We start from the raw sequence: 22,012 nt of genomic DNA on the forward strand, positions 1-22,012 counted from the left end.
CTCCGGGGTGCCCGTCACTGTGCTTGGACTACCGTGCGGGCCAGGGCACCTGCGGCGACCGGTAGTAGCCGATGCCGAGCGCCTCCCATCGCGGTGCCTGCGCCGCGAGCCGCACCCTGTACGCGTCCCAGTCGTGCGTAGCGGCCGGGGACCAGCCCAGTTCGGCCACGCCCGGCAGGCGCGGGAAGGTCATGTAGTCGATGTCGGCGTCCGTGACGATCGTCTCGGACCACAGCGGTGCCTCGACGCCTGCGATCGCCGAGGCCGGCACGTCCGGAAGATAGGCGCCCGGGTCCCAGTCGTAGGACCGCTTCACCTCCACCAGCCCCGCCCAGTCCTGTCCGAGCGGTGTGTCCTCGGTGTACTTCATGTCGAGGTAGATCCGGTCGGCCGGGGACAGGATCAGCCGGGTGCCGTTCCGCGCGGCCTTTGCGACCTGGGCCTTCTCGGCGGCGCTGGTGTCGTCGAGGCCCCAGTACTGCGCCAGCGCGCCCTTGGCCGGGTGCGCGCCGGTGAGCTGGTGCCAGCCGACCACCGTCTTGCCGTACTTGGCGACGAGGGGCTGCACCCGGTCCATGAACGTCACGTAGTCGTCGTGGCTGGTGGAGTGCGCCTCGTCGCCGCCGATGTGGAGGTAGCGGCCCGGTGTGATCGCGGCCAGTTCGCGGATGACGTCGTCCAGGAAGTCGTATGTCACCTGTTTGGGCACGCACAGCGAGCTGAAGCCGACGTCGGTGCCGGTGTAGAGCGGGGGCGCGACGCCGTCGCAGTTGAGTTCCGCGTACGAGGCGAGGGCGGCGTTGGTGTGGCCGGGCATGTCGATCTCGGGGACGACCTCGAGGTAGCGGGAGGCCGCGTAGCGGACGATCTCCTCGTACTCGGCCTTGGTGTAGTAGCCGCCCTTGCCGCCGCCGACCTCGGTCGAGCCGCCATGAGTGGCGAGGCGGGGCCAGGAGTCGATGGCGATGCGCCAGCCCTGGTCGTCACTCAGATGCAGATGCAGGGTGTTGATCTTGTAGAGCGCCAACTCGTCGATAGAGCGCTTGACCTGGGCGACGGTGAAGAAGTGGCGGGAGACGTCGAGCATCGCGCCGCGGTAGGCATAGCGCGGGGAGTCCTTGATGGTGCCGCCCGCGACGACCCAGGGTCCGGGCTGCACGGTCTTCTTCTCGACGGCCGCGGGCAGGAGCTGGCGCAGCGTCTGCACGCCGTGGAAGAGGCCGGCGGTCTTCCGGGCGGTGATGGTGACGCCCTGGGCGCCGCTGTCGAGGCGGTAGCCCTCGTCGCCGAACGGGCCGCCCGAAAGGCGCAGTTGGATGCCGCCGGTGCCGTGGGAGGTGACCGGCAGACGGTAGCCGGTGGAGGGCCGCAGGACGTCCGCGAGGTATTCGCCGACGCGGCGGGCCTCGGGCGAGTCGTCCACACGGATCCGCGTGCCATGGGTGATCTCGTACGGGGATCCGCCGGCTTCGACGGAGGCGGGCGCCGGGACCACCCGGCCGAGGGGTGTGGCGGTACGTCCGGACGCGGCGGGTGCCGCGCCGGCGACGGAGAGACCGGCAGCCGCCACGATCAGCAGCGTACCGAGGAGGCGGGGCGTTCTGTGGTGCCGACTCACATGCGCTCCCTTCCAGGAAGTCCCACGGCCTCGTCCGGACTGGGCCGATAGGTATAGACCATCCTCTCGCACAGCCGGTGGAACAATCCCCCTCATGGCGGAAATCATTCAGAAGGACGGCACGTGGGCCTTCGACGGGGACGCACTGCGATTGACCCCGGGGCGCGACAAGAACGTCAGTCTGTTCCGCAGGACACTGGGTGAACTCACCGTTCCGCTGGGCGCGTTGGCGGGCATCTCGTTCGAGCAGGGCAAGAAGACCGGGCGCCTGAGGCTGCGGCTTCGGGACGGCGTCGACCCGCTGCTGCAGGCGACCGGCGGCCGGCTCGGCGAGTCCGACGACCCCTACCAGCTGACCGTCGAGTCCGACCGCTACGGCGTCGCCGAGTACGTGGCGGACGAGGTCCGGGACGCGCTGATGCTCGACCAGGTGCCGTCCGACCCGGTCGACCGCTATCTGCTGCCCGGCCCCGCGCTGCCGCTGTCGGTGTCCGCGGGGGACGGCACGGCGAGCTTCGACGGTGAGCATGTACGCCTGGAGTGGAACTGGAAGACGGAGGACACGAAGGCGGCGGCGGGCGCCCGTCAGCTCGCCGTGGCCGACATCACCGGCGTGGAGTGGCAGCCGGCGGTCGGCCTGGAGAACGGCTACCTCCGCTTCACCGTGCGCCGCGCGGAGACCAAGGCGCCGCCGAAGTACGACCCCAATGCGGTGGAGCTGTGGGGCTTCAAGAAGGACCCGCTGATGGCGCTCGTCGCGGCGGCCGTGCAGTCCCGGCTGCCGCACCCGGCGGCACCCGTGGACGACGTACCGCCGGTGAAGGAACTCACCGTGCCCGCCCCGCGGACCCCGGCCGCCGAGAACGAGCACGACGCCCTGCTGCGCCGGCTGCGCGAGCTCGGTGAGCTGCACCGGACGGGCGTGCTGACGGACGAGGAGTTCACGATGGCCAAGCAGGCGATCCTCGGACGGATGTGAGGACCGCCTGCCGGTCGGTCGTGCGCCCTGCCTTCCGGGCGCACGGCAGGGACTACTTCGCCCGGCGCGCCACCGTGAAGTGGTCGATGCGGTCACCGGTCTCGGCGATGCCCTGGACCTTCAGGGTGGTGTAGCGGCCGCTCGGTGCGGGCGTGACGTCCACACGCAGGAAGGAGTAGTTCAGGTAGCGGACGCGCGACCAGGTGACGGTCTCGTTCTGCCTGGCACCGTCCTTGAGGCAGATGAACGAGGACACCGACTCGACCTCGTTCTCATGTCCCTCGTACGAGTCCGGGGCGGTGAACTTGTACAGGCTGCGGCCCGCCGCACCCGCCGTCACGTAGACCACGCCCTCGGTCTCGGAGTACGCCGTACCGCCGATCGGGAGCTTCTTGGTGACCTCGTTGCCCTTGATGACGTCCGTGCGCTCGTACTGGTGGTTGTGGCCGTTGATGACCAGGTCCACGGTGTACTTCTCGAACAGCGGCACCCACTCCTGTCGCACGCCCCCCTCCGAGGCGTGCGCCGTGGAGGTGCAGTATGCGCAGTGGTGGAAGAAGACGACGATGAAGTCGACGTCGTCGCAGGCCCGGTACTTCTTGAGCTGGGCCTCCAGCCATTTGGTCTGGGTGCCGCCGGAGATGCCGAGGTTGGCCGGGATCTCGAAGGAGACGTCGTTGGGGTCCAGCGAGATGATCGCCGTGTTGCCGTAGACGAAGGAGTAGACGCCCGGGAGGTTCGTCTTGTCCGGACCGTTGTCGGGAAGGGTCCAGCGGGCCTCCTCGCCACCGTAGCCGTTGGGCGAGTACCAGGCCTCCATGTCGTGGTTGCCGTACGAGACCATCCACGGTATCTGCTTGGCGACCGACTCGGTCTGGTACAGGAACTGGTCCCACACGCGCGAGTCGAAGCCGGTGTCGGCGGTCTTGCCCGCGCCGGCCGGGTCGGCGTAGGCGATGTCGCCGGCGTGCAGGTGGAAGGCCGGGTCCTGGCCCAGGATGAGGCTGTCGTTGGCCAGGCCGTGGTAGCTGACGCCCTGGTCGCCGAAGGCCGTGAAGGTGAACGGCTCGGAGCACCTGGGAGCGGTGGTGAAGGTGCCGAGGGTGCCGAGCAGGTGCGCCTCGGCCGGGTCGAAGCCCTCGTGGCCGACGCCGTAGTAGTAGGTCCGGCCCGGGCGCAGGTTGGTGAGCTGGGCGTGCAGGTAGTACTGGGTGTGGTCGCCGCTGGCGCCGACACCGGCCGGGGTGTAGAGGGTGCGGACCTCGGCCTCGATCTTGCGCGAGAGGTCCAGGGGGTTGGCGCCGATGCGGATGAAGGGCTTCTTGACCGCGACCGGAACCTGCCAGGAGACGGTGATCTCGGTGCGCGGGTCGTTGCCGAAGGCGAGGTGACGGCCGAAGGGGGCCACGAGGGCCCCGTCGACCATCTCGGTCGCGGGGGCGGTGCTCTGGGTCGGGACGGCGGCCTGAGCGGTGGCACCCGGTACGAACGCGCCACCCGTGACGGCGCCGAGCGTGACGGCGCCGCCTCTGATCATCGTGCGCCGGGAGAATCTCGCGCGCAGGTACTCGTGCTGCTCCGCCATGGTCATGCGGGCCGCGAGCTTCTCCGGTACTCCCATACGAGGAATGTCCATGTGGCCAGAAGTTCCTCCACATAAACAACGTGGCGCAAGACACAGAATGGACAGCCGTCAAACAGAACCCAATGAGAGCCCCAACTGACATCTGCCCGAAATCGGGCAGGATTCTTGCGAATCCGGCGCTCGTACCTCAGGATCTACCGGGTGCACGACGAACTTGTTGATCATCTGGCGCGGTCCACGCCCCTCAGCCGGGGCGAGGCGCTGCGTGTGATCCAGGACGTGCTCGCCTACTTCGACGAGTCGACCGAGGACTTCGTCCGTCGCCGCCACCGCGAGCTGCAGGCTCAGGGCCTGGTGAACACGTCGATCTTCGAGCGGATCGAGGCGGATCTGAGGTACCGCGCGGTGGCACCGCCCGAGCTCACGCTCCGGCAACTGCGCCGCATCGTCTACGGCTGACCGAACAACAGGCCGAACAACAGGCCGAACAGCAGACAGAACAACAAAAGGGACTTAAGGGCTTATATGTGCGGAATCGTCGGATACATCGGTAAGCGCGATGTGGCCCCGCTGCTGCTGGAAGGCCTGCAGCGGCTGGAGTACCGCGGCTACGACTCGGCGGGCATCGTCGTCACCTCGCCGAAGACGGCCGGCCTGAAGATGGTCAAGGCCAAGGGCCGGGTCCGCGACCTGGAGGCCAAGGTCCCCGCGCGCTTCAAGGGCACCACCGGCATCGCCCACACCCGCTGGGCCACGCACGGCGCCCCCTCCGACATCAACGCGCACCCGCACATGTCGGCCGACAACAAGGTCGCCGTCGTCCACAACGGGATCATCGACAACGCCTCCGACCTCAGGAAGAAGCTGGAGGCGGACGGCGTCGAGTTCCTCTCCGAGACCGACACCGAGGTCCTCACCCACCTCATCTCCCGTTCGCAGGCCGAGACCCTGGAGGAGAAGGTCCGCCAGGCGCTGCGGGTCGTCGAGGGCACGTATGGCATCGCCGTGATGCACGCCGACTTCCCGGACCGCATCGTGGTGGCGCGAAACGGCTCCCCGGTCGTCCTCGGCATCGGCGAGAAGGAGATGTTCGTCGCCTCCGACGTCGCCGCGCTGGTGGCCCACACCCGCCAGATAGTCACCCTCGACGACGGCGAGATGGCCACCCTCAAGGCCGACGACTTCCGTACGTACACCACCGAGGGCACCCGGACGACGGCCGAGCCGACCACCGTGGAGTGGGAGGCCGAGTCGTACGACATGGGCGGCCACGACACGTACATGCACAAGGAGATCCACGAGCAGGCCGAAGCCGTGGACCGCGTGCTGCGCGGCCGCATCGACGACCGCTTCTCCACCGTGCACCTGGGCGGTCTGAACCTGGACGCCCGCGCGGCGCGCAAGATCCGCCGTGTGAAGATCCTCGGCTGCGGCACCTCGTACCACGCGGGCATGATCGGCGCCCAGATGATCGAGGAGCTGGCCCGTATCCCGGCCGACGCCGAGCCGGCGTCGGAGTTCCGCTACCGCAACTCCGTCGTGGACCCCGACACGCTGTACGTGGCGGTCTCCCAGTCCGGTGAGACGTACGACGTCCTGGCCGCCGTACAGGAGCTGAAGCGCAAGGGCGCACGGGTGCTGGGCATCGTCAACGTGGTGGGTTCGGCGATCGCGCGTGAGGCGGACGGCGGTATGTACGTCCACGCGGGTCCCGAGGTGTGCGTGGTGTCCACCAAGTGCTTCACCAACACCACCGTCGCCTTCGCGCTGCTCGCGCTGCACCTCGGCCGGACGCGTGACCTGTCCGTGCGCGACGGCAAGCGGATCATCGAGGGCCTGCGCAGGCTGCCCGAGCAGATCTCCGAGATCCTCGAGCAGGAGGAGGAGATCAAGAAGCTGGCGGAGCAGTTCGCGGACGCCCGCTCGATGCTCTTCATCGGACGCGTACGCGGCTACCCGGTGGCCCGCGAGGCCTCGCTGAAGCTGAAGGAGGTCTCGTACATCCACGCCGAGGCCTACCCCGCCTCCGAGCTGAAGCACGGCCCGCTGGCGCTGATCGAGCCGGCACTGCCCACCGTCGCGATCGTGCCGGACGACGACCTGCTGGAGAAGAACCGCGCGGCCATGGAGGAGATCAAGGCCCGCAGCGGCCGGATCCTCGCGGTCGCCCACCAGGAGCAGGAGAAGGCCGACCAGACGATCGTCGTCCCGAAGAACGAGGACGAGCTGGACCCGATTCTGATGGGTATTCCGCTGCAACTCCTCGCCTACCACACGGCGTTGGCCCTGGGCCGGGACATCGACAAGCCGCGCAACCTGGCCAAGTCGGTCACGGTGGAGTAATCCGGAAGCGGACAACTCCCCTTCCCCGGGCCGGATGTGAACGACCCCCTGCTGCCACCAGCACAGGGGGTCGCTCTTTTCAGGGGGGCCGAGGCCGCCCAAAACCCCGGCCCGGCGCTGCCTCAGCCGGCGGCCGTCACCCCCCGGCCGGCAGCGCGTCGCGGCAGGGTGGTGGGCCATTTGGCCAGAACCGCTGTCGCCGCGTACCAGGCGACCGCGCCCGCGGCCACCGCGAACCAGCCGCCGACCTTGCCCAGTCCGTCGTTGCCCGCGAAGCGCGCGATGGCGAGCAGCAGCATCGAGACGAAGAGCAGCCCGTAGGTGCCCTGTTCGAGGACGCCACCGCCCGCGGCTCCGAGCGTCAGGCTCAGCGCAACGAGGGCGAACAGCAGGAGGAAGAGTCCGGCTGCGTTGTCGGACATCTGATTGCCGGCCGTGACGGCCCAGGTGAACCACAGGGCGCCGAGCACCGAGAAGGCCGTACCCGTGGCGGTGTCGCGGTCGCGGAAAGCGAGCAGACCGGCGACGAACAGGGCAACGCCGCCGACATAGTGGGCCAGTGACACGGCGTCGGCCATCGTCACGCCGTCGATCACCTTGGTGGATCCGAGACCGAAGGCCAGCAGCGTGATGCCCAGCGCGAGCCGGCCGACGATCGAGGTGGTGCTTCCCGCAGAGACGTCGTTGTCCACGGCGGGCTCCCTTCTTTCCTGCCTGTACGGTTGTGCGGTGACCGATATATGCCCTTCACAAGGGCACAAACACCTCTACGCGCGAGTAGATTCATGCTGTGATCGAAGGGATCCGGCCGTACCCAGAACTCATCTCACCTGGGACAACGGCGAGTTGCGGAATGACAACGTCACGGTTGCGACGGGGTCGCACGCGAGCAGGGTCCGACGGGGCGCGGGAGTGCGTGGTGGCCGTAAACGTGCGCGGGCGCACAAGTTCACATGGCTTCGCGGAACTCAGGGAACTCAGCGAACGCAGGGAACTCGGGAGACTCGAGGAACCCGGGTATCTCAGGGAATGACGACCACAGGGCGCTGGGCGCGCTTGGCGAGGCGGCCGGCGACCGAGCCGAAGATACGGCCCACGATGCCGTGCGTGGAGCCGACGACGATCGCGTCCGCCTCGTACTCCCGCCCCACCTCTTCGAGTTCGTGGCAGATGTCACCGCCGCGCTCGACCAGGATCCAGGGCACTTCGGCGAGGTAGTCCGCGCAGGCGAGCTCCAGCCCGAGGACCTCGGTGCGGTGGTCGGGCACGTCGACGAAGACCGGGGGCTCGCAGCCCGCCCACACCGTGGTGGGCAGCCGGTTGGCGACATGGACGATGATCAGGCCCGAGCCTGAGCGGTGCGCCATGCCGATCGCATACGCGAGGGCACGCTCGCTGGAGGTGGAACCGTCGAAGCCGACGACCACGCCGTGTTTGAAGGCGGGGTCGCAGGACGGGCGTGACTCTTCCGCCGCCAAGGGCTCGGCCGCCGTGGGATCGGCAACGGGGCGCTTGCGGTTCGCGGGATCGAATTCGTGACCGGCCATGGGTATCTCGGCGTTTGGATCCTCGTGGGTGGGACGACAGTGTGCGGCGGAGCTGTGTCCGGGAATCATCTTCCCAACCCCATACCCCCAAGGGTACGGCGGCACGCCTCCTTAGCCCAGATCCCGCGCACTCCGCACGGGGTTCCAGGGAGCATGCACGAGGGGACGCCCGTAACGCAATGGTTGCTGCCTCGTACAGGCGGTTTGCACAGGGTTCACCGAGGAGCCGGGGCGCCGGAGGATCCGGCAGTGACCGACCGATCGAACAGGCGTTGAACGGGGCGTACCGCCGCCCCAGGGAGCACACCGTGTCCGGACCCCGCACCGACCCCCCGAAGCACCCCGAGCCGGACTCCGCGAGCGACGTGATCCGCTGGGCCGCGTTCAGCTGTGTCCTGGTCCCCGTGGTCCTGGTCTGGTACGGCACCTCGCTCGCCGGAGCGATCAGCACCATGCTGGGTCTGGCGGCCGTGACCGCGGTGTGCCGGGTGCTGCTGCGGGAGTCCGAGCGGGGTGCGGCCCGACTGCAGGCCGAGGAGAGCGCCCCGCACCGGGGGCGGCACAGCAGGACCGGAACGGGGGCGCACAGGGGCGGTCGGCACGCCGGGGGAAACACTCCGGTTGGCTGACCGGTTTCCGCGCACGCCCCCGAATCTTTTCAGCCAACTTCTCACCCCCGTGCATTCGAGGGCCGAACTGCCCCCCACCCCCCGTTCGACCTGCAATGAAAGGGCCCCGACGGGCGTGTGCACCCTACGTGGATTGGCCACCGGGACGAGGCGCACTTCCCTGTACGGCCCACGAGTGCAACGCTTCGTGATCGAATGCTTCACGCCAAGTTGCCATGTCGACAATGTGCCGGATCGTGAACTGGTCACGCCGGCACCACGGGACACAGTAGATTCGATCATGACTGTCTACGGCGGGGGACTCGTGCAGGACCGAGGGGAAACGTGCAGGAGCGACACAACCGAGGAGCCGCGACCACCGAGGGGGGCTTAGCAGGATGAGCCACGACTCCACTGCCGCGCCGGATGCCGCGGCCCGGAAGCTGTCCGGGCGACGCCGCAAGGAGATCGTCGCGGTGCTGCTGTTCAGCGGCGGCCCCATCTTCGAGAGTTCCATACCGCTTTCGGTGTTCGGGATCGACCGCCAGGACGCCGGAGTGCCGCGCTACCGACTGCTGGTGGCCGGAGGCGAGGAAGGCCCGCTACGGACCACAGGGGGCCTGGAACTCAGCGCGCCGTATGGGCTGGAGGCGATCTCGCGGGCGGGCACCGTCGTCGTGCCGGCCTGGCGTTCGATCACCTCACCGCCGCCGGAGGACGCGCTCGACGCACTGCGCCGGGCGCATGAAGAGGGTGCCCGCATCGTCGGGCTGTGCACCGGCGCCTTCGTGCTGGCCGCCGCCGGGCTGCTGGACGGACGGCCGGCCACCACGCACTGGATGTACGCGCCGACGCTGGCCAAGCGCTATCCGTCGGTGCACGTCGATCCGCGCGAGCTGTTCGTGGACGACGGAGACGTGCTGACGTCGGCCGGTACGGCGGCGGGCATCGACCTCTGCCTCCACATCGTGCGCACGGACCACGGCAACGAGGCGGCCGGCGCGCTCGCCCGGCGCCTGGTGGTCCCGCCGCGCCGCAGCGGCGGTCAGGAGCGCTACCTCGACAGGTCTTTACCAGAGGAGATCGGCGCCGACCCGCTCGCGGAGGTCGTCGCCTGGGCGCTGGAGCACCTCCACGAACAGTTCGACGTGGAGACGCTGGCCGCGCGCGCCTACATGAGCAGGCGGACGTTCGACCGGCGCTTCCGCTCGCTCACCGGGAGCGCGCCGCTGCAGTGGCTGATCACGCAGCGCGTGCTTCAGGCCCAGCGTCTGCTGGAGACGTCGGACTACTCGGTGGACGAGGTCGCGGGCCGGTGCGGTTTCCGCTCCCCGGTGGCGCTGCGCGGGCACTTCCGGCGCCAGCTCGGCTCGTCCCCGGCCGCGTACCGGGCCGCGTACCGGGCGCGCCGCCCGCAGAGCGACCGGTCGGGGGACATGGACGGCCCCGGGGGCCCACCGGTGCCGCAGGTCCCGCAGGAGGCCGCCGCGGTTCCTCTGCAGACCCGCCGCACGGCGGCCGCGAGCGCGCTCGGCCCGGCCGCGTCGCTGGCCGCGGACCACGGCAAGCACGTCCCGGAGCTGTATGCGGCGAGCCGCCCGAGCCTCCCGGGGCAGCGCAGCGCGCCGTAGTACCGCCGTACCCGCCGTACCGCCGATGACGGGCGGGATCCGCGAGGTCGTACCCCTGGGGTACGCACCCCGGATCCCGCCCGTCCCACGTGTTACCAGGCGCCTCCCCCGATACACGGGCGGTCCGTACCGCCCGGGTGGGCCATAAGGTGGGACACATGAACGATCGCATGGTGTGGATCGACTGCGAGATGACCGGACTCTCGCTGTCCGACGACGCGCTCATCGAGGTGGCCGCGCTGGTCACCGACTCCGAGCTGAACGTACTCGGCGAGGGGGTGGACATCGTGATCCGGCCTCCGGACGCGGCGCTGGAGACGATGCCGGAGGTGGTGCGTCAGATGCACACCACCTCGGGACTGCTCGACGAGCTGGCGGCCGGCACGACGCTCGCCGACGCCGAGGAGCAGGTCCTCGCGTATGTCCGGAAACATGTCAAGGAACCGGGCAAGGCGCCGCTGTGCGGCAACTCCGTGGGCACGGACCGTGGCTTCCTGGCCCGTGACATGCCGACGCTCGAGGACTACCTCCACTACCGGATCGTGGACGTCAGCTCGATCAAGGAGCTGGCCCGCCGCTGGTATCCGCGGGCGTACTTCAACAGCCCCGAGAAGAACGGCAACCACCGGGCGCTGGCCGACATCCGCGAGTCGATCGCGGAACTGCGCTACTACCGGGAGGCGATCTTCGTGCCGCAGCCGGGTCCCGACTCGGACACGGCGCGCACCATCGCGGCCCGCCACGTGCTGCCCGCCCAGTAAGGATTCGACGGGGCCCGTCCGGGCCCCGGAGAAACGCGGGCGCGAGCACCCCTTCGGACCCTGTACACTTTTTCTCGGCCGGTGGGGGAAACCACTCAGGAAACACCGGTCATGGTGGGTGTAGCTCAGCTGGTAGAGCACCTGGTTGTGGTCCAGGATGTCGCGGGTTCGAGTCCCGTCACTCACCCCAAGCGATCAAGGGCTGGCTCCGGAAACGGGTCAGCCCTTGGTCGTCTTCGTCTCGCGCGAACATCACGGGACCCCGATACTTTCCGACGCAGCATCAGGATCGCCGGCACACGTTACGAGCTGCGCTGCAACGGCTACGGAGTACCCGTCAAGCTTCGCCCCGAGGTCAGAGGATGAGGTGGACGGTGAGCTTCGAATCCGCGGGACTGACCTGGACGTAGCCCTGCGCTGTGCGGTAGTTGGCTGTGCCTCCGGTGATCGCGAGCGTGGCCGGCTCAAGGCCCGTGTTGGTGATGGTGAGCTCGCCTTCAGCGATGAGGTCTCCTTCGGGTAGGCGGAGCGTGACCGTGCACTGCAGGTCGGCCACGCCGCCTGGGGCTGCCCGTGTGATTGCGCAGAACTCAGACCAGGTGCCGACAGTGGTGCCGTCGCGCAAGAGATCGCCGTGGCCGATGAATTCGTCCCCCAAGCTGGTGGTGGAAGATCCGTCCACATCGACGAAGCGGGACTCCGTCACCGTCGCGACCAGCGGGATATCTACCTCCACACGAGTGGCCGGTGCGCCCTGCGGTCCGGTGTCGCCCTTCGGGCCCTGCGGGCCGGTGTCGCCCATCGGACCCTGAAGCCCGGTGTCACCCTTCGCGCCCTGCGGGCCGGTGTCACCCTTCGGCCCCTGGAGCCCAGTGTCTCCCTTCGGACCCTGCGGTCCAGTGTCACCCTTCGGACCCTGCGGACCTTGGGGCCCTCGCGGACCAGGCCAACCCCTGGGGCCCCGCGGTCCCCTGCCGCCATGTGGATCATCATGGTCACGCGCGGCTTCCCCCGCCCTCGTTACGGGTGTGAAGGTGTCACTCATGGTGCCGATCGGGCCGGGAATCGCCTGGCTCCGCCCGTGATTCGCATCGGCGAGAGCGACCGTGCAGGGGAACAGGCTCAAAGCGGCGGCGAGCGTACCCACGGAGACCATGGTGATTGCCCGCACACGGGCCGCCGGAAGCGACTTCTGGATCACAGGAAGACCTCTCTGACCAAAGAACAGCAAGCACAGACGCGAATGACCTGGGTGCAGGAACGACGCCGTACCTTCCCTGGCACCCGCTCGCCCGAGAATCCTGCGGCCCCAGGAGCCCACAGCCGACCACGGCGCACCACGGGACACCCAAACAGCGCGACACGCTCACCTGGAGGAAGTCACACGCCATACGGAAGCAAACGATGCCGAAGGCGCCCTTGACTGGACGTTCCCGGCGACCCAGCAGCACCCGAGTGAATCAAAAGTCACATACCGAGACATCGGCGCCGGACACCCACAGGGAGACCGACGCAGAGAAACCCGCAGAGACACCCGCAGGACCACCGACACAAAGGGGACAACCAAGTGCTCGCTGCCGAGCCCATCCACACCGCCCGCCTGGACCTCCTGCCCCTCCGCGTCGAACACGCCGAGGAGATGGCCGAGGCCCTGTCCGACCCGGCGCTGCACACGTTCATCGGCGGCACGCCGTACTCCCCCACGGCCCTGCGCGCACGCTACGAGCGCCTGGTCGCCGGATCCCCCGACCCGGACCGGTCCTGGTGCAACTGGGTCCTGTACCTGCGCGAGGAGTCCCGTCTCGTGGGCACGGTGCAGGCGACGGTCACGGGGCGCGACGCGGAGATCGCCTGGGTCGTGGGGACGCCCTGGCAGGGGAAGGGGCTGGCCACGGAGGCGGCGCGGGGACTGGTCGGCCGACTCGGACGGCGGCACGTGACCACCGTGATCGCCCATATCCACCCGCACCACCGGGCGTCGCAGTCCGTGGCGGCGGCAGCCGGGCTGACGCCGACGGATCAGTGCCAGGACGGAGAGGTCCGGTGGTCGTTGTCGCTGCCGGGTTGAGGCAACGCGGCAGCGAGGTCGTCGTTGTCGCTGCCGGGTTGAGGCAACGCGGCAACGAGGTCCCGGACGCGGAGTGCGTCAGGAAGAGTCCCTCGGCACCAGTTCCGTCGGCAGGACCACCTGACGACGGTCCAGGCTCCGTGAGGCGGCCGGGCGGCGGTCCGCTATCTCGTCGAACAGCAGGTCGATCATCGCGCGCCCCATCTCGTCGATCGGCTGGCGCACGCTCGTCAGGGGCGGGTCCATGTGACGGGCGATCGCCGAGTCGTCGTAGCCGACCAGCGCCACGTCGTCGGGGATACGGCGGCCCGCCTCGCGCAGCACCTGACGGGCGCCCGCCGCCATCACGTCCGACTCCGCGAACACCGCGTCCAGGTCCGGGCGGCGGGCCAGGAGTTCCGTCATCGCCCGCCGGCCGCCCTCCTCGGTGAAGTCACCGGGGATGATCAGGGCCTCGTCCACCTCGCGGCCCGCGTCCCGCAGGGCGTCCCGGTAGCCGTCGACACGGCGCTGGGCACCGTACACATCGAGGCGGCCGGTGATCGTGGCGATGTGCGTACGACCGCGCGCGATCAGGTGCTCGACCGCCGAGCGGCCGCCGCCGTAGTTGTCCGAGTCCACCGACGGCAGCGTCTCCCACTCCGAGCGCGGGCCGCTGATCACCGCCGGGATCTCCAGCTGGACGAGGAGGTCGGGCAGCGGGTCGTCGGCGTGCACCGAGACCAGCAGCACGCCGTCCACCCGGTGGGCGGCCAGGTACTGGGCCAGGCGTTGCCGCTCACGGTCGCTGCCGGCGAAGATCAGCAGCAGTTGCATCTCCGTGTCCGAGAGCTCGGCGCCCACACCCCTGAGCATGTCCGAGAAGTACGGCTCCGCGAAGAAGCGGGTCTCCGGTTCGGGGACGACGAGGGCGATCGCGTCCGTGCGGTTGGCGGCCAGCGCCCGGGCCGCCGTGTTCGGCACATAGCCCAGCTCCGCGACGGCCGCCTCGACGGCGGCGCGGGTCGCGTCACTGACCCGGGGTGAGCCGTTGATCACCCGGGAGACCGTGCCGCGGCCGACACCGGCGCGTGCGGCGACCTCCTCCAGAGTCGGCCGCCGGCTACTCCGGCCCCGCGTTCCGTGGCCTGCCATGGGCTCCGCCTCCTGTCGCACCGCGCGCTCCGCGCCTGGCCTGGAATCTAACAGTCATCCCGGGGAACACGGCTCGGTCCTCGATCGCCGGGCACACCGCCGCTTTCCCGGTGACACGAGCCATCACACCGCCGCCCGACACCCTTCAGCCATCACCCCGCCCGTCAGCTAACAGGCCGGTAACTGAAGGCAGCTCTCTTCGCTTGCTCCCTTGACACCCCCGCACGAACCGACGACTCTTCAACACATCACTCGTGGGAGCGCTCCCACGGTACCTGACACATACACATCCCGCACGTTCCCCGCCCGAGCCGCAGCGAGAACACACGGGCCCAGCAAAGAAGTTGGCCGGGGGGTCGGCACGTCAGGGCAACAGGAGGACGACATGCGAGCACGTACCCGATCTGCCCACAGGGCGGTGGCTTTCGCGGCCGTCGCAGCGCTGGGCGCCGGGCTGCTGGCCGGCTGTGCCAACGACAGCGGCGGGAGCAAGTCCGGCTCGTCGTCGGACGGCGGCGGCAGCGGGAAGACCACGATCACCCTCGGTCTTTTCGGTGCGTTCGGCTTCAAGGAGGCCGGACTCTACACCGAGTACGAGAAGCTCCACCCGAACATCAAGATCCAGGAAAACGTCATCGAGAAGAACGAGAACTACTACCCGGCTCTCATCAACCACCTCACCACCAACAGCGGCCTGCAGGACATCCAGGCCGTCGAAGTCGGCAACATCGCCGAGGTCGTCCAGACCCAGGCGAGCAAGCTGGAGGACCTCTCGAAGGCGCCGGGCGCGAGCAAGAGCAACTACCTGGACTGGAAGTGGCAGCAGGCCACCACCAAGGACGGCCAGACGATAGGCCTGGGCACCGACATCGGCCCGATGGCGATCTGCTATCGCAAGGACCTCTTCCAGCAGTCCGGACTGCCCACCGACCGCGACAAGGTGGCCCAGCTGTGGTCGGGCGACTGGAACAAGCTCGTCTCCGTCGGCGAGCAGTACAAGAAGAAGGCCCCCAAGGGCACCACCTTCATGGACTCCCCCGGTGGTCTGCTCAACGCGATCCTCAGCAGTGAGAAGGAGAAGTTCTACGACTCCTCCGGCAAGGTCATTTACAAGTCGAACCCGGCCGTGAAGAACGCGTTCGACCTGACCGCCAAGGCCGCCCAGGAGGGCCTGCTCCAGGCGCAGACGCAGTTCCAGCCGTCCTGGGACACGACGATCGCCAACGTCAAGTTCGCGGCGATGGCCTGCCCGCCGTGGATGCTCGGCTACATCAAGGGCAAGTCGAAGTCGGACGCCGTCGGCAAGTGGGACGTGGCGCAGGCTCCCAGGGCCGGCAACTGGGGCGGCTCCTTCCTGACCGTGCCCAAGTCGGGCAAGAACGTGACCGAGGCCGAGAAGCTGGCCGCCTGGCTGACCGCGCCCGCCCAGCAGGCCAAACTGTTCAGCGTGCAGGGCAGCTTCCCGAGCGCGCCTCCCGCCTACACCATGTCCGCGGTGACCGGCGCCAAGAACGACATGACCGGTGACGCCCCGATCGGCACGATCTTCGCCAAGGCCGCCAAGTCCATCCCGGTCCAGGTGATCGGCGCCAAGGACCAGATCATCCAGCAGGGTCTGACGGACAACGGCGTCTTCCTGGTCACGAAGGGCAAGTCGGCCGCGGAGGCCTGGCAGACGGCCACCAAGACCATCGACAACAACTTGGAGAAGTGACCGGCATGGCCACCCGGCACGACACCGCCGCGCCCCCCGCAATGAAGGGGGGCGCGGCCCCGGCCCGTACGGCCGGCGACGCCGTACCCGCCGACGAGGAGCGGCGCCGGTCCCGGCTTTCCCGCCGCTGGCAACGGGACGTGCGCTGGAGTCCGTACGCCTTCGTCTCGCCCTTCTTCCTGCTGTTCGCCGCGTTCGGCCTGTTTCCGCTGATCTACACGGGCTGGGCCTCGCTGCACACGGTGGAGCTGACCGCGCCCACCGACATGCAGTGGGCCGGACTGCACAACTACACCCGGATCTTCGACGACGACTTCTTCTGGAACGCGGCGAAGAACACACTGACCATCGGCATCATCTCCACCGTTCCGCAGCTGCTGATGGCCATGGGGCTGGCCCATATCCTCAACTACAAGCTGCGCGGCTCGACCTTCTACCGGGTCGTGATGCTCGCGCCGTACGCGACGTCGATCGCCGCGGCCTCGCTCGTCTTCGTCCTGCTCTTCGGCCGTGACTACGGCATGATCAACTGGGTGCTGCACTTCGTCGGCATCGGCCATATCGACTGGCAGAACGACAAGTGGCCCTCGCAGATCGCCGTCTCCTCGATCGTCATCTGGCGCTGGACCGGCTACAACGCGCTGATCTACCTGGCCGCGATGCAGGCCATTCCGCAGGACCTGTACGAGTCGGCGGCCCTCGACGGCGCCAACCGCTGGCAGCAGTTCTTCCATGTCACGCTGCCGCAGCTGCGCCCGACCATCCTGTTCACCTGCGTGGTCTCGACGATCGGCGCGAGCCAGCTGTTCGGCGAACCCCTGATGTTCGACGCCAACAAGGGTGCGTCCGGCGGCGGCGAGCACCAGTTCCAGACGCTCGGTCTGTATCTGTACGAGCAGGGCTGGGTGAACCAGCACCTGGGCCGGGCCTCCGCCATCGCCTGGACGATGTTCCTGATCCTCATCGTGATCGGGATCGTCAACTACGTCATCTCGCGCCGGTTGCGCGCCAGCAGTTAGGAGAACCGGCCGTGACGACGACCCTGACGAAGCCCGCGGAGAGGGCCCCGGAGCCCAAACGCATACGCCGCCCCAAGGCCGCGCGCGCCGGGGGGCAGCTCCACGCCGGTCCGGTGGCGTACGCCGTCCTGATCCTGTTCAGCATCGGCTCGCTGTTCCCGCTGGTGTGGACGGCGATCGCCGCCTCGCGCAACAACAACCGTCTTGCGCAGACGCCCCCGCCCTTCTGGTTCGGATCGAACCTGTCCAACAACCTCAAGGTCGCCTGGACGGACGCCAATCTGGGCAAGGCGTTCTTCAACACCACGTTCGTGGCGGGCGTTTCGGCGGCGACGATCGTCTTCCTGTCGACGATCGCCGGGTTCGCCTTCGCCAAACTGCGTTTCAGGGGCCGGGGCGCCCTGATGCTGATCGTCATCGGCACGATGATGGTGCCGCCGCAGCTCAGCGTGATCCCGCTGTACATGATGGTCGCCAAGCTCGACTGGACCGACCAGCTGCAGGCGGTGATCCTGCCGTCGCTGGTGAGCGCGTTCGGGGTGTTCTTCATGCGGCAGTACCTGATCCAGGCGCTGCCGGACGAGATCATCGAGGCCGCCCGCGTGGACGGCGCGAGCAGCTGGCGCGTGGTGTGGCACGTCGTGTTCCCGGCGGCCCGCCCCGCGATGGCCGTCCTGGGGATGCTGATGTTCGTCCAGACGTGGAACGACTTCCTGTGGCCGTTCCTGGTCCTGACCCAGAACGGCAACCCGACCGTGCAGGTCGCGGTCGCGGGTCTGGGCCGCGGCTATACCCCCGACCAGTCGCTGATCATGGCGGGCGCGCTGCTCGGCACGCTGCCGCTGCTTCTGGTCTTCGCGATCTTCGGCAAGCAGATCGTGGGCGGCATCATGCAGGGCGCCGTCAAGGGCTGACGCCCTGCTCCAAGGGGGCCGGGTCACCGCCGCCCCGGCCCCTTCCACCTCCACGACCACCCGTCGGCCTCCACGACCTCCAATGGGAGCGCTTCCATGTCTGAGTCCGCACAGCCGGTGACCCCGGTGACCTTTCCTCCCGCCTTCCTCTGGGGCGCCGCGACCTCCGCGTACCAGATCGAGGGGGCGGTGCGGGAGGACGGCCGCACGCCCTCCATCTGGGACACCTTCAGCCATACACCGGGCAGGACCGCCGGCGGCGAGACCGGTGACATCGCTGTCGACCACTACCACCGCTACCGCGAGGACGTCGCGCTCATGGCCGAGCTGGGCCTGACGGCGTACCGCTTCTCGATCTCGTGGTCACGCGTACAGCCGACCGGCCGGGGACCCGCGGTTCAGCGGGGACTGGACTTCTACCGCCGCCTGGTGGACGAACTGCTCGCGCACGGCATCAAGCCGGCGATCACCCTCTACCACTGGGACCTGCCGCAGGAGCTGGAGGACGCGGGCGGCTGGCCGGAGCGGGATGTGGCATTCCGGTTCGCCGAGTACGCGGGGCTGGTGGGCGAGGCGCTGGGCGACCGCGTGGAGCAGTGGATCACGCTGAACGAGCCGTGGTGCAGCGCGTTCCTGGGATACGGCTCCGGGGTGCACGCCCCGGGCCGTACGGACCCGGCGGCGTCGCTGCGTGCGGCCCACCATCTGAACCTTGCCCACGGCCTGGGCACGTCGGCGCTCCGGTCCGTGATGCCGGCCCGCAACTCGGTGGCGGTGAGCCTCAACTCCTGCCCGGTGCGGACGGTGTCGCAGGACCCGGCGGACCTCGCGGCGGGCCGGAAGATCGACGATCTGGCGAACGGCGTCTTCCACGGCCCGCTGCTGCACGGGGCGTATCCGGAGACACTGTTGGCGGCGACGTCGTCGGTCACGGACTGGTCGTACGTCCGCGACGGCGACCTGGAGTCGATCAACCAGCCGCTGGACGCGCTCGGCCTCAACTACTACACGCCGACGCTGGTTTCGGCGGCCTCGGAGGCGGACACGAGCGGTCCGCGGTCGGACGGTCACGGCGCGAGCGAGCACTCGCCCTGGCCGGGCGCGGACGATGTGACGTTCCATCAAACCTCCGGCGAGCGCACGGAGATGGGCTGGACGATCGACCCGACGGGCCTGCACGAGCTGATCATGCGGTACACGCGGGAGGCGCCGGGCCTTCCGCTGTACGTGACGGAGAACGGCGCGGCGTACGACGACAAGCCGGACCCGGACGGCCAGGTCCACGACCCGGAGCGGATCGCGTACCTGCACGGTCATCTGTCGGCGATCCGGCGCGCCATCACGGACGGCGCCGACGTACGCGGTTACTACCTGTGGTCCCTGATGGACAACTTCGAGTGGGCGTACGGCTACGGCAAGCGGTTCGGGGCGGTGTACGTGGACTACGCGACGCTGAACCGCACACCGAAGTCGAGCGCGCACTGGTACGCGCGGGCGGCACGGACGGGGCAGCTTCCTCCGGTCGAGGACTGACCGCGCAGGACCCGGCCGAGGAGGAACCGGCCGAGGAGGAACCGGCCGACTGGGACGGGCTGCTCGGGGCGCGGCACGGGAGGGAGGTGCCGCGCCCCGGCGGTTCACGCACCTGCGGCCTGTTCATGAGAAATCGTTTGCTGTCGTGGTGGGGAGCCGACACCATCCCGGCATGGCTACCTCCTCCCGCGACGGTCGTGCGGGCATCGACGCGACACTGGTGAGGCGCCTCATCACTGCGCAGTTCCCGCAGTGGAGCGGTCTCTCCGTGACACCGGTCGAGGTCGACGGCTGGGACAACCGGACCTACCGGCTCGGCGAAGCGATGACCGTACGCCTTCCCACGGCCGAGCACTACGCCCCCGCGATCACCAAGGAAACGCGTTGGCTGCCGGTGCTCGCGCCATTGCTGCCGCTGGACGTTCCGTCGATCGTGGCGCAGGGAGCACCGGGCGAGGGCTATCCGTTCCCGTGGTCGGTCCGCGGCTGGCTGGACGGCGAGGTCGCCCGTGCCGAACGCATAGACGACATGCGGGAGTTCGCGACATCGGTGGCCGAGTTCGTCCTTGCGCTGCAGCGCATCGACGCCACGGACGGGCCGCCCGCGGGAAGGCACAGCTTCTACCGGGGTGCGCCGCTGTCCCACTACGACGACGAGACCCGCCGCGCCCTGTCCGCGTTGCGGGGCCGTGTCGACACCGATCGGGCCACCGCCGTGTGGGAAGCGGCCCTGCAACCACACCGGCCGGGGCGGCCGGTGTGGTTCCACGGTGACATCGCCGCCAACAACCTGCTGGTCAGGGAGGGAAAGCTGGCCGCCGTCATCGACTTCGGCACGTCCGGCGTCGGCGACCCGGCCTGTGACCTGGTGATCTCCTGGACGATGTTCTCGGGCGCCGACCGCGAGGCGTTCCGCCGCACCGTGGCGCAGGACGACCCGATGTGGGCGCGCGCCCGCGGCTGGGCTCTGTGGAAGGCCCTGATCTGCCTGGCAGAGCACATCGACACCGATGCGACCCAGGCCGCAGAGCATCGCCGGGTCATCGACGAAGTCCTGGACGACCACGACCGGTTCGGCTGACCGGCCGGGCACCGGCGGGCCTGCGTACGACGCGGACGTCGGAGCCGAGGCCGAGCGGTGGGTGGAGCGGCTCGGGGGAGTCTGTCCGCCCTCGGTGGCGGGGACAGCGCGGCCGCCCGGCAGGCCCTCGCCGATGCCGCCGAGCGGCACCGCGCGGCGCAGGGGCAGCTCGCCACCGCCTGCAGTCCGGCCCAGTACGCGCTGGTGAGGCAGACCGCGGTGGAGGGCCTGCACCACGTACGTGCCGCCCGTACCGCCCTGGGACTCGACCCGGGCCCCGCACTGCCGGAACTGGGCACCGGCACGGCCCGGGACGGCCGGGTCACGGTCGGCGGCGCGACGTACGCCGTCGCGTCCCAGCCGGGCTCCGCGACCCCGTACTACCACCCGGGCGGTGTCGTCGGCGGGCGCGCGGTGCCGGGCGGCTGGTACAGCTCCCCCTGGTGGAAGACGGCCCTGGTGGCGGGCGCTGCGGGAGTGGGCGGCATGCTCCTTGCGGACGCGCTCTTCGACGGCTTCCACCACCACGGGCCGGGCGGTCCCGGCGGGTTCGGCTTCGGGGACTTCGGCGTTCCCGGGCCCTTCTGACCGTGCGCAGGACTCCCGGGCGACTGTCTCCGGCCGGGCCGGCCCATGGCAGGCCACTCTCACGGCGGAATGTCCTGCGGGGGCAACTGCCCTAGGGTGTGATCACGTGAGCAGCGCCCCTGACGATCCATCAGCAACCGTCTACCAGTCCTCCGGACGTACGACGTGGCTGGTGGCTTTCGGCTCGGTCGCGCTCGTGGTGGGTGGCGTCTGGATGCTGATCGCTCACGACTCGTTCATCGGCATCCTCATCGGCGCGTTCGCCGTGCTGTTCTCCGGCCTGTGCGCCTGCGTGGCGATCGGCCGCGTCCTGCGGCCGCGGCCCGAACTCGTGCTCACCCGTGAGGGCCTGACGCATGCGAGGCTGGGTTCGATCAGCTGGTCGGAGATCGCCGAGGTCCGGGTCCGGGAGATCGAGACCAGCTACACGTCCCAAATGGTGATCGAGCTGGTGCTGCACGACCAGTCCGCCTATCTGGCGCGGGCACCACGACTGACTCGGATCTTCGGCTGGGTCAACCTGCTGTTCGGCTACAGCCCGACGACCATCTCCGCGACCACGCTCCCGGTGGACTTGGACGAGGTGGTGAGGGCCATGCGGCACCACCACCCCAAGCTGAAAATCAGATCGTAGGCAGGGGGCGGCCCCACCTCGGACTACGCCCCCTCCCCCAGCCCCAACTGCGCGCACGCCAGCAGTGCCACCTCGATGTCCAGGCGGTTCTCGGTGAGGGGATGGCCCAGGATCTCCTCCGCCTTGCGTATGCGGTATTGACATCCTCCCCCTCTTAAAAGAGGGGGATTCCAACCCGGGTGGGTTGAGGTTCACGGGCGCTCGAACGGCCGGTGGCCGCCGTCACCCCTCCGGCACCGGCTGTTCGCCGGGGGC

Annotated in this window: 20 protein-coding genes and 1 tRNA gene; 15 read left to right on the forward strand and 6 right to left on the reverse strand. The window is 69.2% G+C overall.

Annotated elements, in window-relative coordinates; genetic code table 11:
• Nucleotides 1–28 precede the first annotated feature (28 nt).
• Nucleotides 29–1,618: a beta-N-acetylhexosaminidase gene (locus tag ABT186_RS37365; protein WP_351224324.1), complete on the reverse strand. Its 1,590-nt coding sequence runs from the start codon at nucleotides 1,616–1,618 to the stop codon at nucleotides 29–31.
• Nucleotides 1,619–1,712: 94 nt separating this feature from the next.
• Here ABT186_RS37365 and ABT186_RS37370 point away from each other — a divergent pair, with 94 nt between their 5' ends.
• Entirely contained in the window at nucleotides 1,713–2,597 is an 885-nt protein-coding gene (locus ABT186_RS37370) for a DUF4429 domain-containing protein (RefSeq protein ID WP_351224326.1), read from the forward strand.
• A 52-nt stretch (nucleotides 2,598–2,649) separates the two neighbouring features.
• On the opposite strand, the gene ABT186_RS37375 is transcribed toward ABT186_RS37370, so the two are convergent.
• On the reverse strand, nucleotides 2,650–4,218 hold the full coding sequence (locus ABT186_RS37375) for a purple acid phosphatase family protein (protein WP_351928909.1): 1,569 nt from the start codon (nucleotides 4,216–4,218) through the stop codon (nucleotides 2,650–2,652).
• A gap of 165 nt (nucleotides 4,219–4,383) precedes the next feature.
• On the opposite strand from ABT186_RS37375, the gene ABT186_RS37380 reads away from it, so the two are divergent.
• Both ABT186_RS37380 and glmS read left to right on the forward strand, forming a co-directional pair.
• Nucleotides 4,384–4,641 (forward strand): hypothetical protein, encoded by a 258-nt coding sequence (locus ABT186_RS37380; protein ID WP_351224328.1) that lies wholly within the window; start codon nucleotides 4,384–4,386, stop codon nucleotides 4,639–4,641.
• 66 nt (nucleotides 4,642–4,707) lie between these two features.
• Nucleotides 4,708–6,525, forward strand: a complete 1,818-nt coding sequence (gene glmS, locus ABT186_RS37385) for a glutamine--fructose-6-phosphate transaminase (isomerizing) (protein ID WP_351224330.1) — start codon at nucleotides 4,708–4,710, stop codon at nucleotides 6,523–6,525.
• A gap of 122 nt (nucleotides 6,526–6,647) precedes the next feature.
• Here the strand turns inward: glmS and ABT186_RS37390 are convergent, their stop codons facing one another.
• Entirely contained in the window at nucleotides 6,648–7,217 is a 570-nt protein-coding gene (locus ABT186_RS37390) for a GPR1/FUN34/YaaH family transporter (protein ID WP_351224332.1), read from the reverse strand.
• 330 nt (nucleotides 7,218–7,547) lie between these two features.
• The gene (locus tag ABT186_RS37395) at nucleotides 7,548–8,072 is read right to left on the reverse strand and encodes a universal stress protein (RefSeq protein ID WP_351224334.1); all 525 of its coding nucleotides are present in this window, start codon (nucleotides 8,070–8,072) and stop codon (nucleotides 7,548–7,550) included.
• 308 nt (nucleotides 8,073–8,380) lie between these two features.
• On the opposite strand from ABT186_RS37395, the gene ABT186_RS37400 reads away from it, so the two are divergent.
• The 4 genes from ABT186_RS37400 (at nucleotide 8,381) to ABT186_RS37415 (ending at nucleotide 11,262) form a co-directional block, all read left to right on the forward strand.
• On the forward strand, nucleotides 8,381–8,701 hold the full coding sequence (locus tag ABT186_RS37400) for a hypothetical protein (protein ID WP_351224336.1): 321 nt from the start codon (nucleotides 8,381–8,383) through the stop codon (nucleotides 8,699–8,701).
• Between the two features lie 377 nt (nucleotides 8,702–9,078).
• Complete coding sequence (locus ABT186_RS37405; RefSeq protein WP_351928905.1) at nucleotides 9,079–10,311, forward strand: helix-turn-helix domain-containing protein; 1,233 nt, start codon at nucleotides 9,079–9,081, stop codon at nucleotides 10,309–10,311.
• A 158-nt stretch (nucleotides 10,312–10,469) separates the two neighbouring features.
• On the forward strand, nucleotides 10,470–11,072 hold the full coding sequence (orn, locus tag ABT186_RS37410; protein ID WP_351224340.1) for an oligoribonuclease: 603 nt from the start codon (nucleotides 10,470–10,472) through the stop codon (nucleotides 11,070–11,072).
• Between the two features lie 114 nt (nucleotides 11,073–11,186).
• Nucleotides 11,187–11,262: transfer RNA gene (locus ABT186_RS37415), tRNA-His, on the forward strand.
• 165 nt (nucleotides 11,263–11,427) lie between these two features.
• On the opposite strand, the gene ABT186_RS37420 is transcribed toward ABT186_RS37415, so the two are convergent.
• Nucleotides 11,428–11,874 carry an allene oxide cyclase barrel-like domain-containing protein gene (locus tag ABT186_RS37420; RefSeq protein ID WP_351224342.1) on the reverse strand — a complete coding sequence of 149 codons (447 nt, stop codon included), beginning with the start codon at nucleotides 11,872–11,874 and terminating at the stop codon, nucleotides 11,428–11,430.
• A 765-nt stretch (nucleotides 11,875–12,639) separates the two neighbouring features.
• On the opposite strand from ABT186_RS37420, the gene ABT186_RS37425 reads away from it, so the two are divergent.
• Nucleotides 12,640–13,140: a GNAT family N-acetyltransferase gene (locus ABT186_RS37425; RefSeq protein WP_351224344.1), complete on the forward strand. Its 501-nt coding sequence runs from the start codon at nucleotides 12,640–12,642 to the stop codon at nucleotides 13,138–13,140.
• Nucleotides 13,141–13,218: 78 nt separating this feature from the next.
• On the opposite strand, the gene ABT186_RS37430 is transcribed toward ABT186_RS37425, so the two are convergent.
• Entirely contained in the window at nucleotides 13,219–14,274 is a 1,056-nt protein-coding gene (locus ABT186_RS37430; RefSeq protein WP_351224346.1) for a LacI family DNA-binding transcriptional regulator, read from the reverse strand.
• A gap of 385 nt (nucleotides 14,275–14,659) precedes the next feature.
• On the opposite strand from ABT186_RS37430, the gene ABT186_RS37435 reads away from it, so the two are divergent.
• The 7 genes from ABT186_RS37435 to ABT186_RS37465 all read left to right on the forward strand — a co-directional run bounded on the left by ABT186_RS37435 (nucleotide 14,660) and on the right by ABT186_RS37465 (nucleotide 21,757).
• Nucleotides 14,660–15,988 (forward strand): ABC transporter substrate-binding protein, encoded by a 1,329-nt coding sequence (locus ABT186_RS37435; RefSeq protein ID WP_351928907.1) that lies wholly within the window; start codon nucleotides 14,660–14,662, stop codon nucleotides 15,986–15,988.
• A gap of 5 nt (nucleotides 15,989–15,993) precedes the next feature.
• Nucleotides 15,994–17,007 (forward strand): carbohydrate ABC transporter permease, encoded by a 1,014-nt coding sequence (locus ABT186_RS37440; RefSeq protein ID WP_351224350.1) that lies wholly within the window; start codon nucleotides 15,994–15,996, stop codon nucleotides 17,005–17,007.
• A gap of 11 nt (nucleotides 17,008–17,018) precedes the next feature.
• Nucleotides 17,019–17,921 (forward strand): carbohydrate ABC transporter permease, encoded by a 903-nt coding sequence (locus tag ABT186_RS37445; protein ID WP_351224352.1) that lies wholly within the window; start codon nucleotides 17,019–17,021, stop codon nucleotides 17,919–17,921.
• A gap of 96 nt (nucleotides 17,922–18,017) precedes the next feature.
• Nucleotides 18,018–19,454 (forward strand): GH1 family beta-glucosidase, encoded by a 1,437-nt coding sequence (locus ABT186_RS37450; RefSeq protein ID WP_351224354.1) that lies wholly within the window; start codon nucleotides 18,018–18,020, stop codon nucleotides 19,452–19,454.
• Between the two features lie 172 nt (nucleotides 19,455–19,626).
• On the forward strand, nucleotides 19,627–20,535 hold the full coding sequence (locus ABT186_RS37455; RefSeq protein ID WP_351224356.1) for an aminoglycoside phosphotransferase family protein: 909 nt from the start codon (nucleotides 19,627–19,629) through the stop codon (nucleotides 20,533–20,535).
• A gap of 57 nt (nucleotides 20,536–20,592) precedes the next feature.
• Complete coding sequence (locus ABT186_RS37460) at nucleotides 20,593–21,123, forward strand: hypothetical protein (RefSeq protein WP_351224358.1); 531 nt, start codon at nucleotides 20,593–20,595, stop codon at nucleotides 21,121–21,123.
• A 106-nt stretch (nucleotides 21,124–21,229) separates the two neighbouring features.
• Nucleotides 21,230–21,757: an STM3941 family protein gene (locus tag ABT186_RS37465; RefSeq protein WP_351224360.1), complete on the forward strand. Its 528-nt coding sequence runs from the start codon at nucleotides 21,230–21,232 to the stop codon at nucleotides 21,755–21,757.
• Nucleotides 21,758–22,012 lie beyond the last annotated feature (255 nt).

It is taken from the genome of Streptomyces sp. NPDC001634, assembly GCF_040298185.1.
In the GTDB taxonomy this organism is placed as follows: domain Bacteria; phylum Actinomycetota; class Actinomycetes; order Streptomycetales; family Streptomycetaceae; genus Streptomyces.

What these genes read in the sequence shown, in the direction of transcription:
- ABT186_RS37450 (WP_351224354.1), top strand. Translation starts at nt 18,018, where the DNA reads ATGTCTGAGTCCGCACAGCCGGTGACCCCGGTGACCTTTCCTCCCGCC.
- glmS (WP_351224330.1), top strand. Translation starts at nt 4,708, where the DNA reads ATGTGCGGAATCGTCGGATACATCGGTAAGCGCGATGTGGCCCCGCTG.
- orn (WP_351224340.1), top strand. Translation starts at nt 10,470, where the DNA reads ATGAACGATCGCATGGTGTGGATCGACTGCGAGATGACCGGACTCTCG.
- ABT186_RS37430 (WP_351224346.1), bottom strand. Translation starts at nt 14,274, where the DNA reads ATGGCAGGCCACGGAACGCGGGGCCGGAGTAGCCGGCGGCCGACTCTG.
- ABT186_RS37440 (WP_351224350.1), top strand. Translation starts at nt 15,994, where the DNA reads ATGGCCACCCGGCACGACACCGCCGCGCCCCCCGCAATGAAGGGGGGC.
- ABT186_RS37405 (WP_351928905.1), top strand. Translation starts at nt 9,079, where the DNA reads ATGAGCCACGACTCCACTGCCGCGCCGGATGCCGCGGCCCGGAAGCTG.
- ABT186_RS37395 (WP_351224334.1), bottom strand. Translation starts at nt 8,072, where the DNA reads ATGGCCGGTCACGAATTCGATCCCGCGAACCGCAAGCGCCCCGTTGCC.
- ABT186_RS37455 (WP_351224356.1), top strand. Translation starts at nt 19,627, where the DNA reads ATGGCTACCTCCTCCCGCGACGGTCGTGCGGGCATCGACGCGACACTG.
- ABT186_RS37435 (WP_351928907.1), top strand. Translation starts at nt 14,660, where the DNA reads ATGCGAGCACGTACCCGATCTGCCCACAGGGCGGTGGCTTTCGCGGCC.
- ABT186_RS37370 (WP_351224326.1), top strand. Translation starts at nt 1,713, where the DNA reads ATGGCGGAAATCATTCAGAAGGACGGCACGTGGGCCTTCGACGGGGAC.
- ABT186_RS37420 (WP_351224342.1), bottom strand. Translation starts at nt 11,874, where the DNA reads ATGGGCGACACCGGCCCGCAGGGCCCGAAGGGCGACACCGGACCGCAG.
- ABT186_RS37375 (WP_351928909.1), bottom strand. Translation starts at nt 4,218, where the DNA reads ATGGGAGTACCGGAGAAGCTCGCGGCCCGCATGACCATGGCGGAGCAG.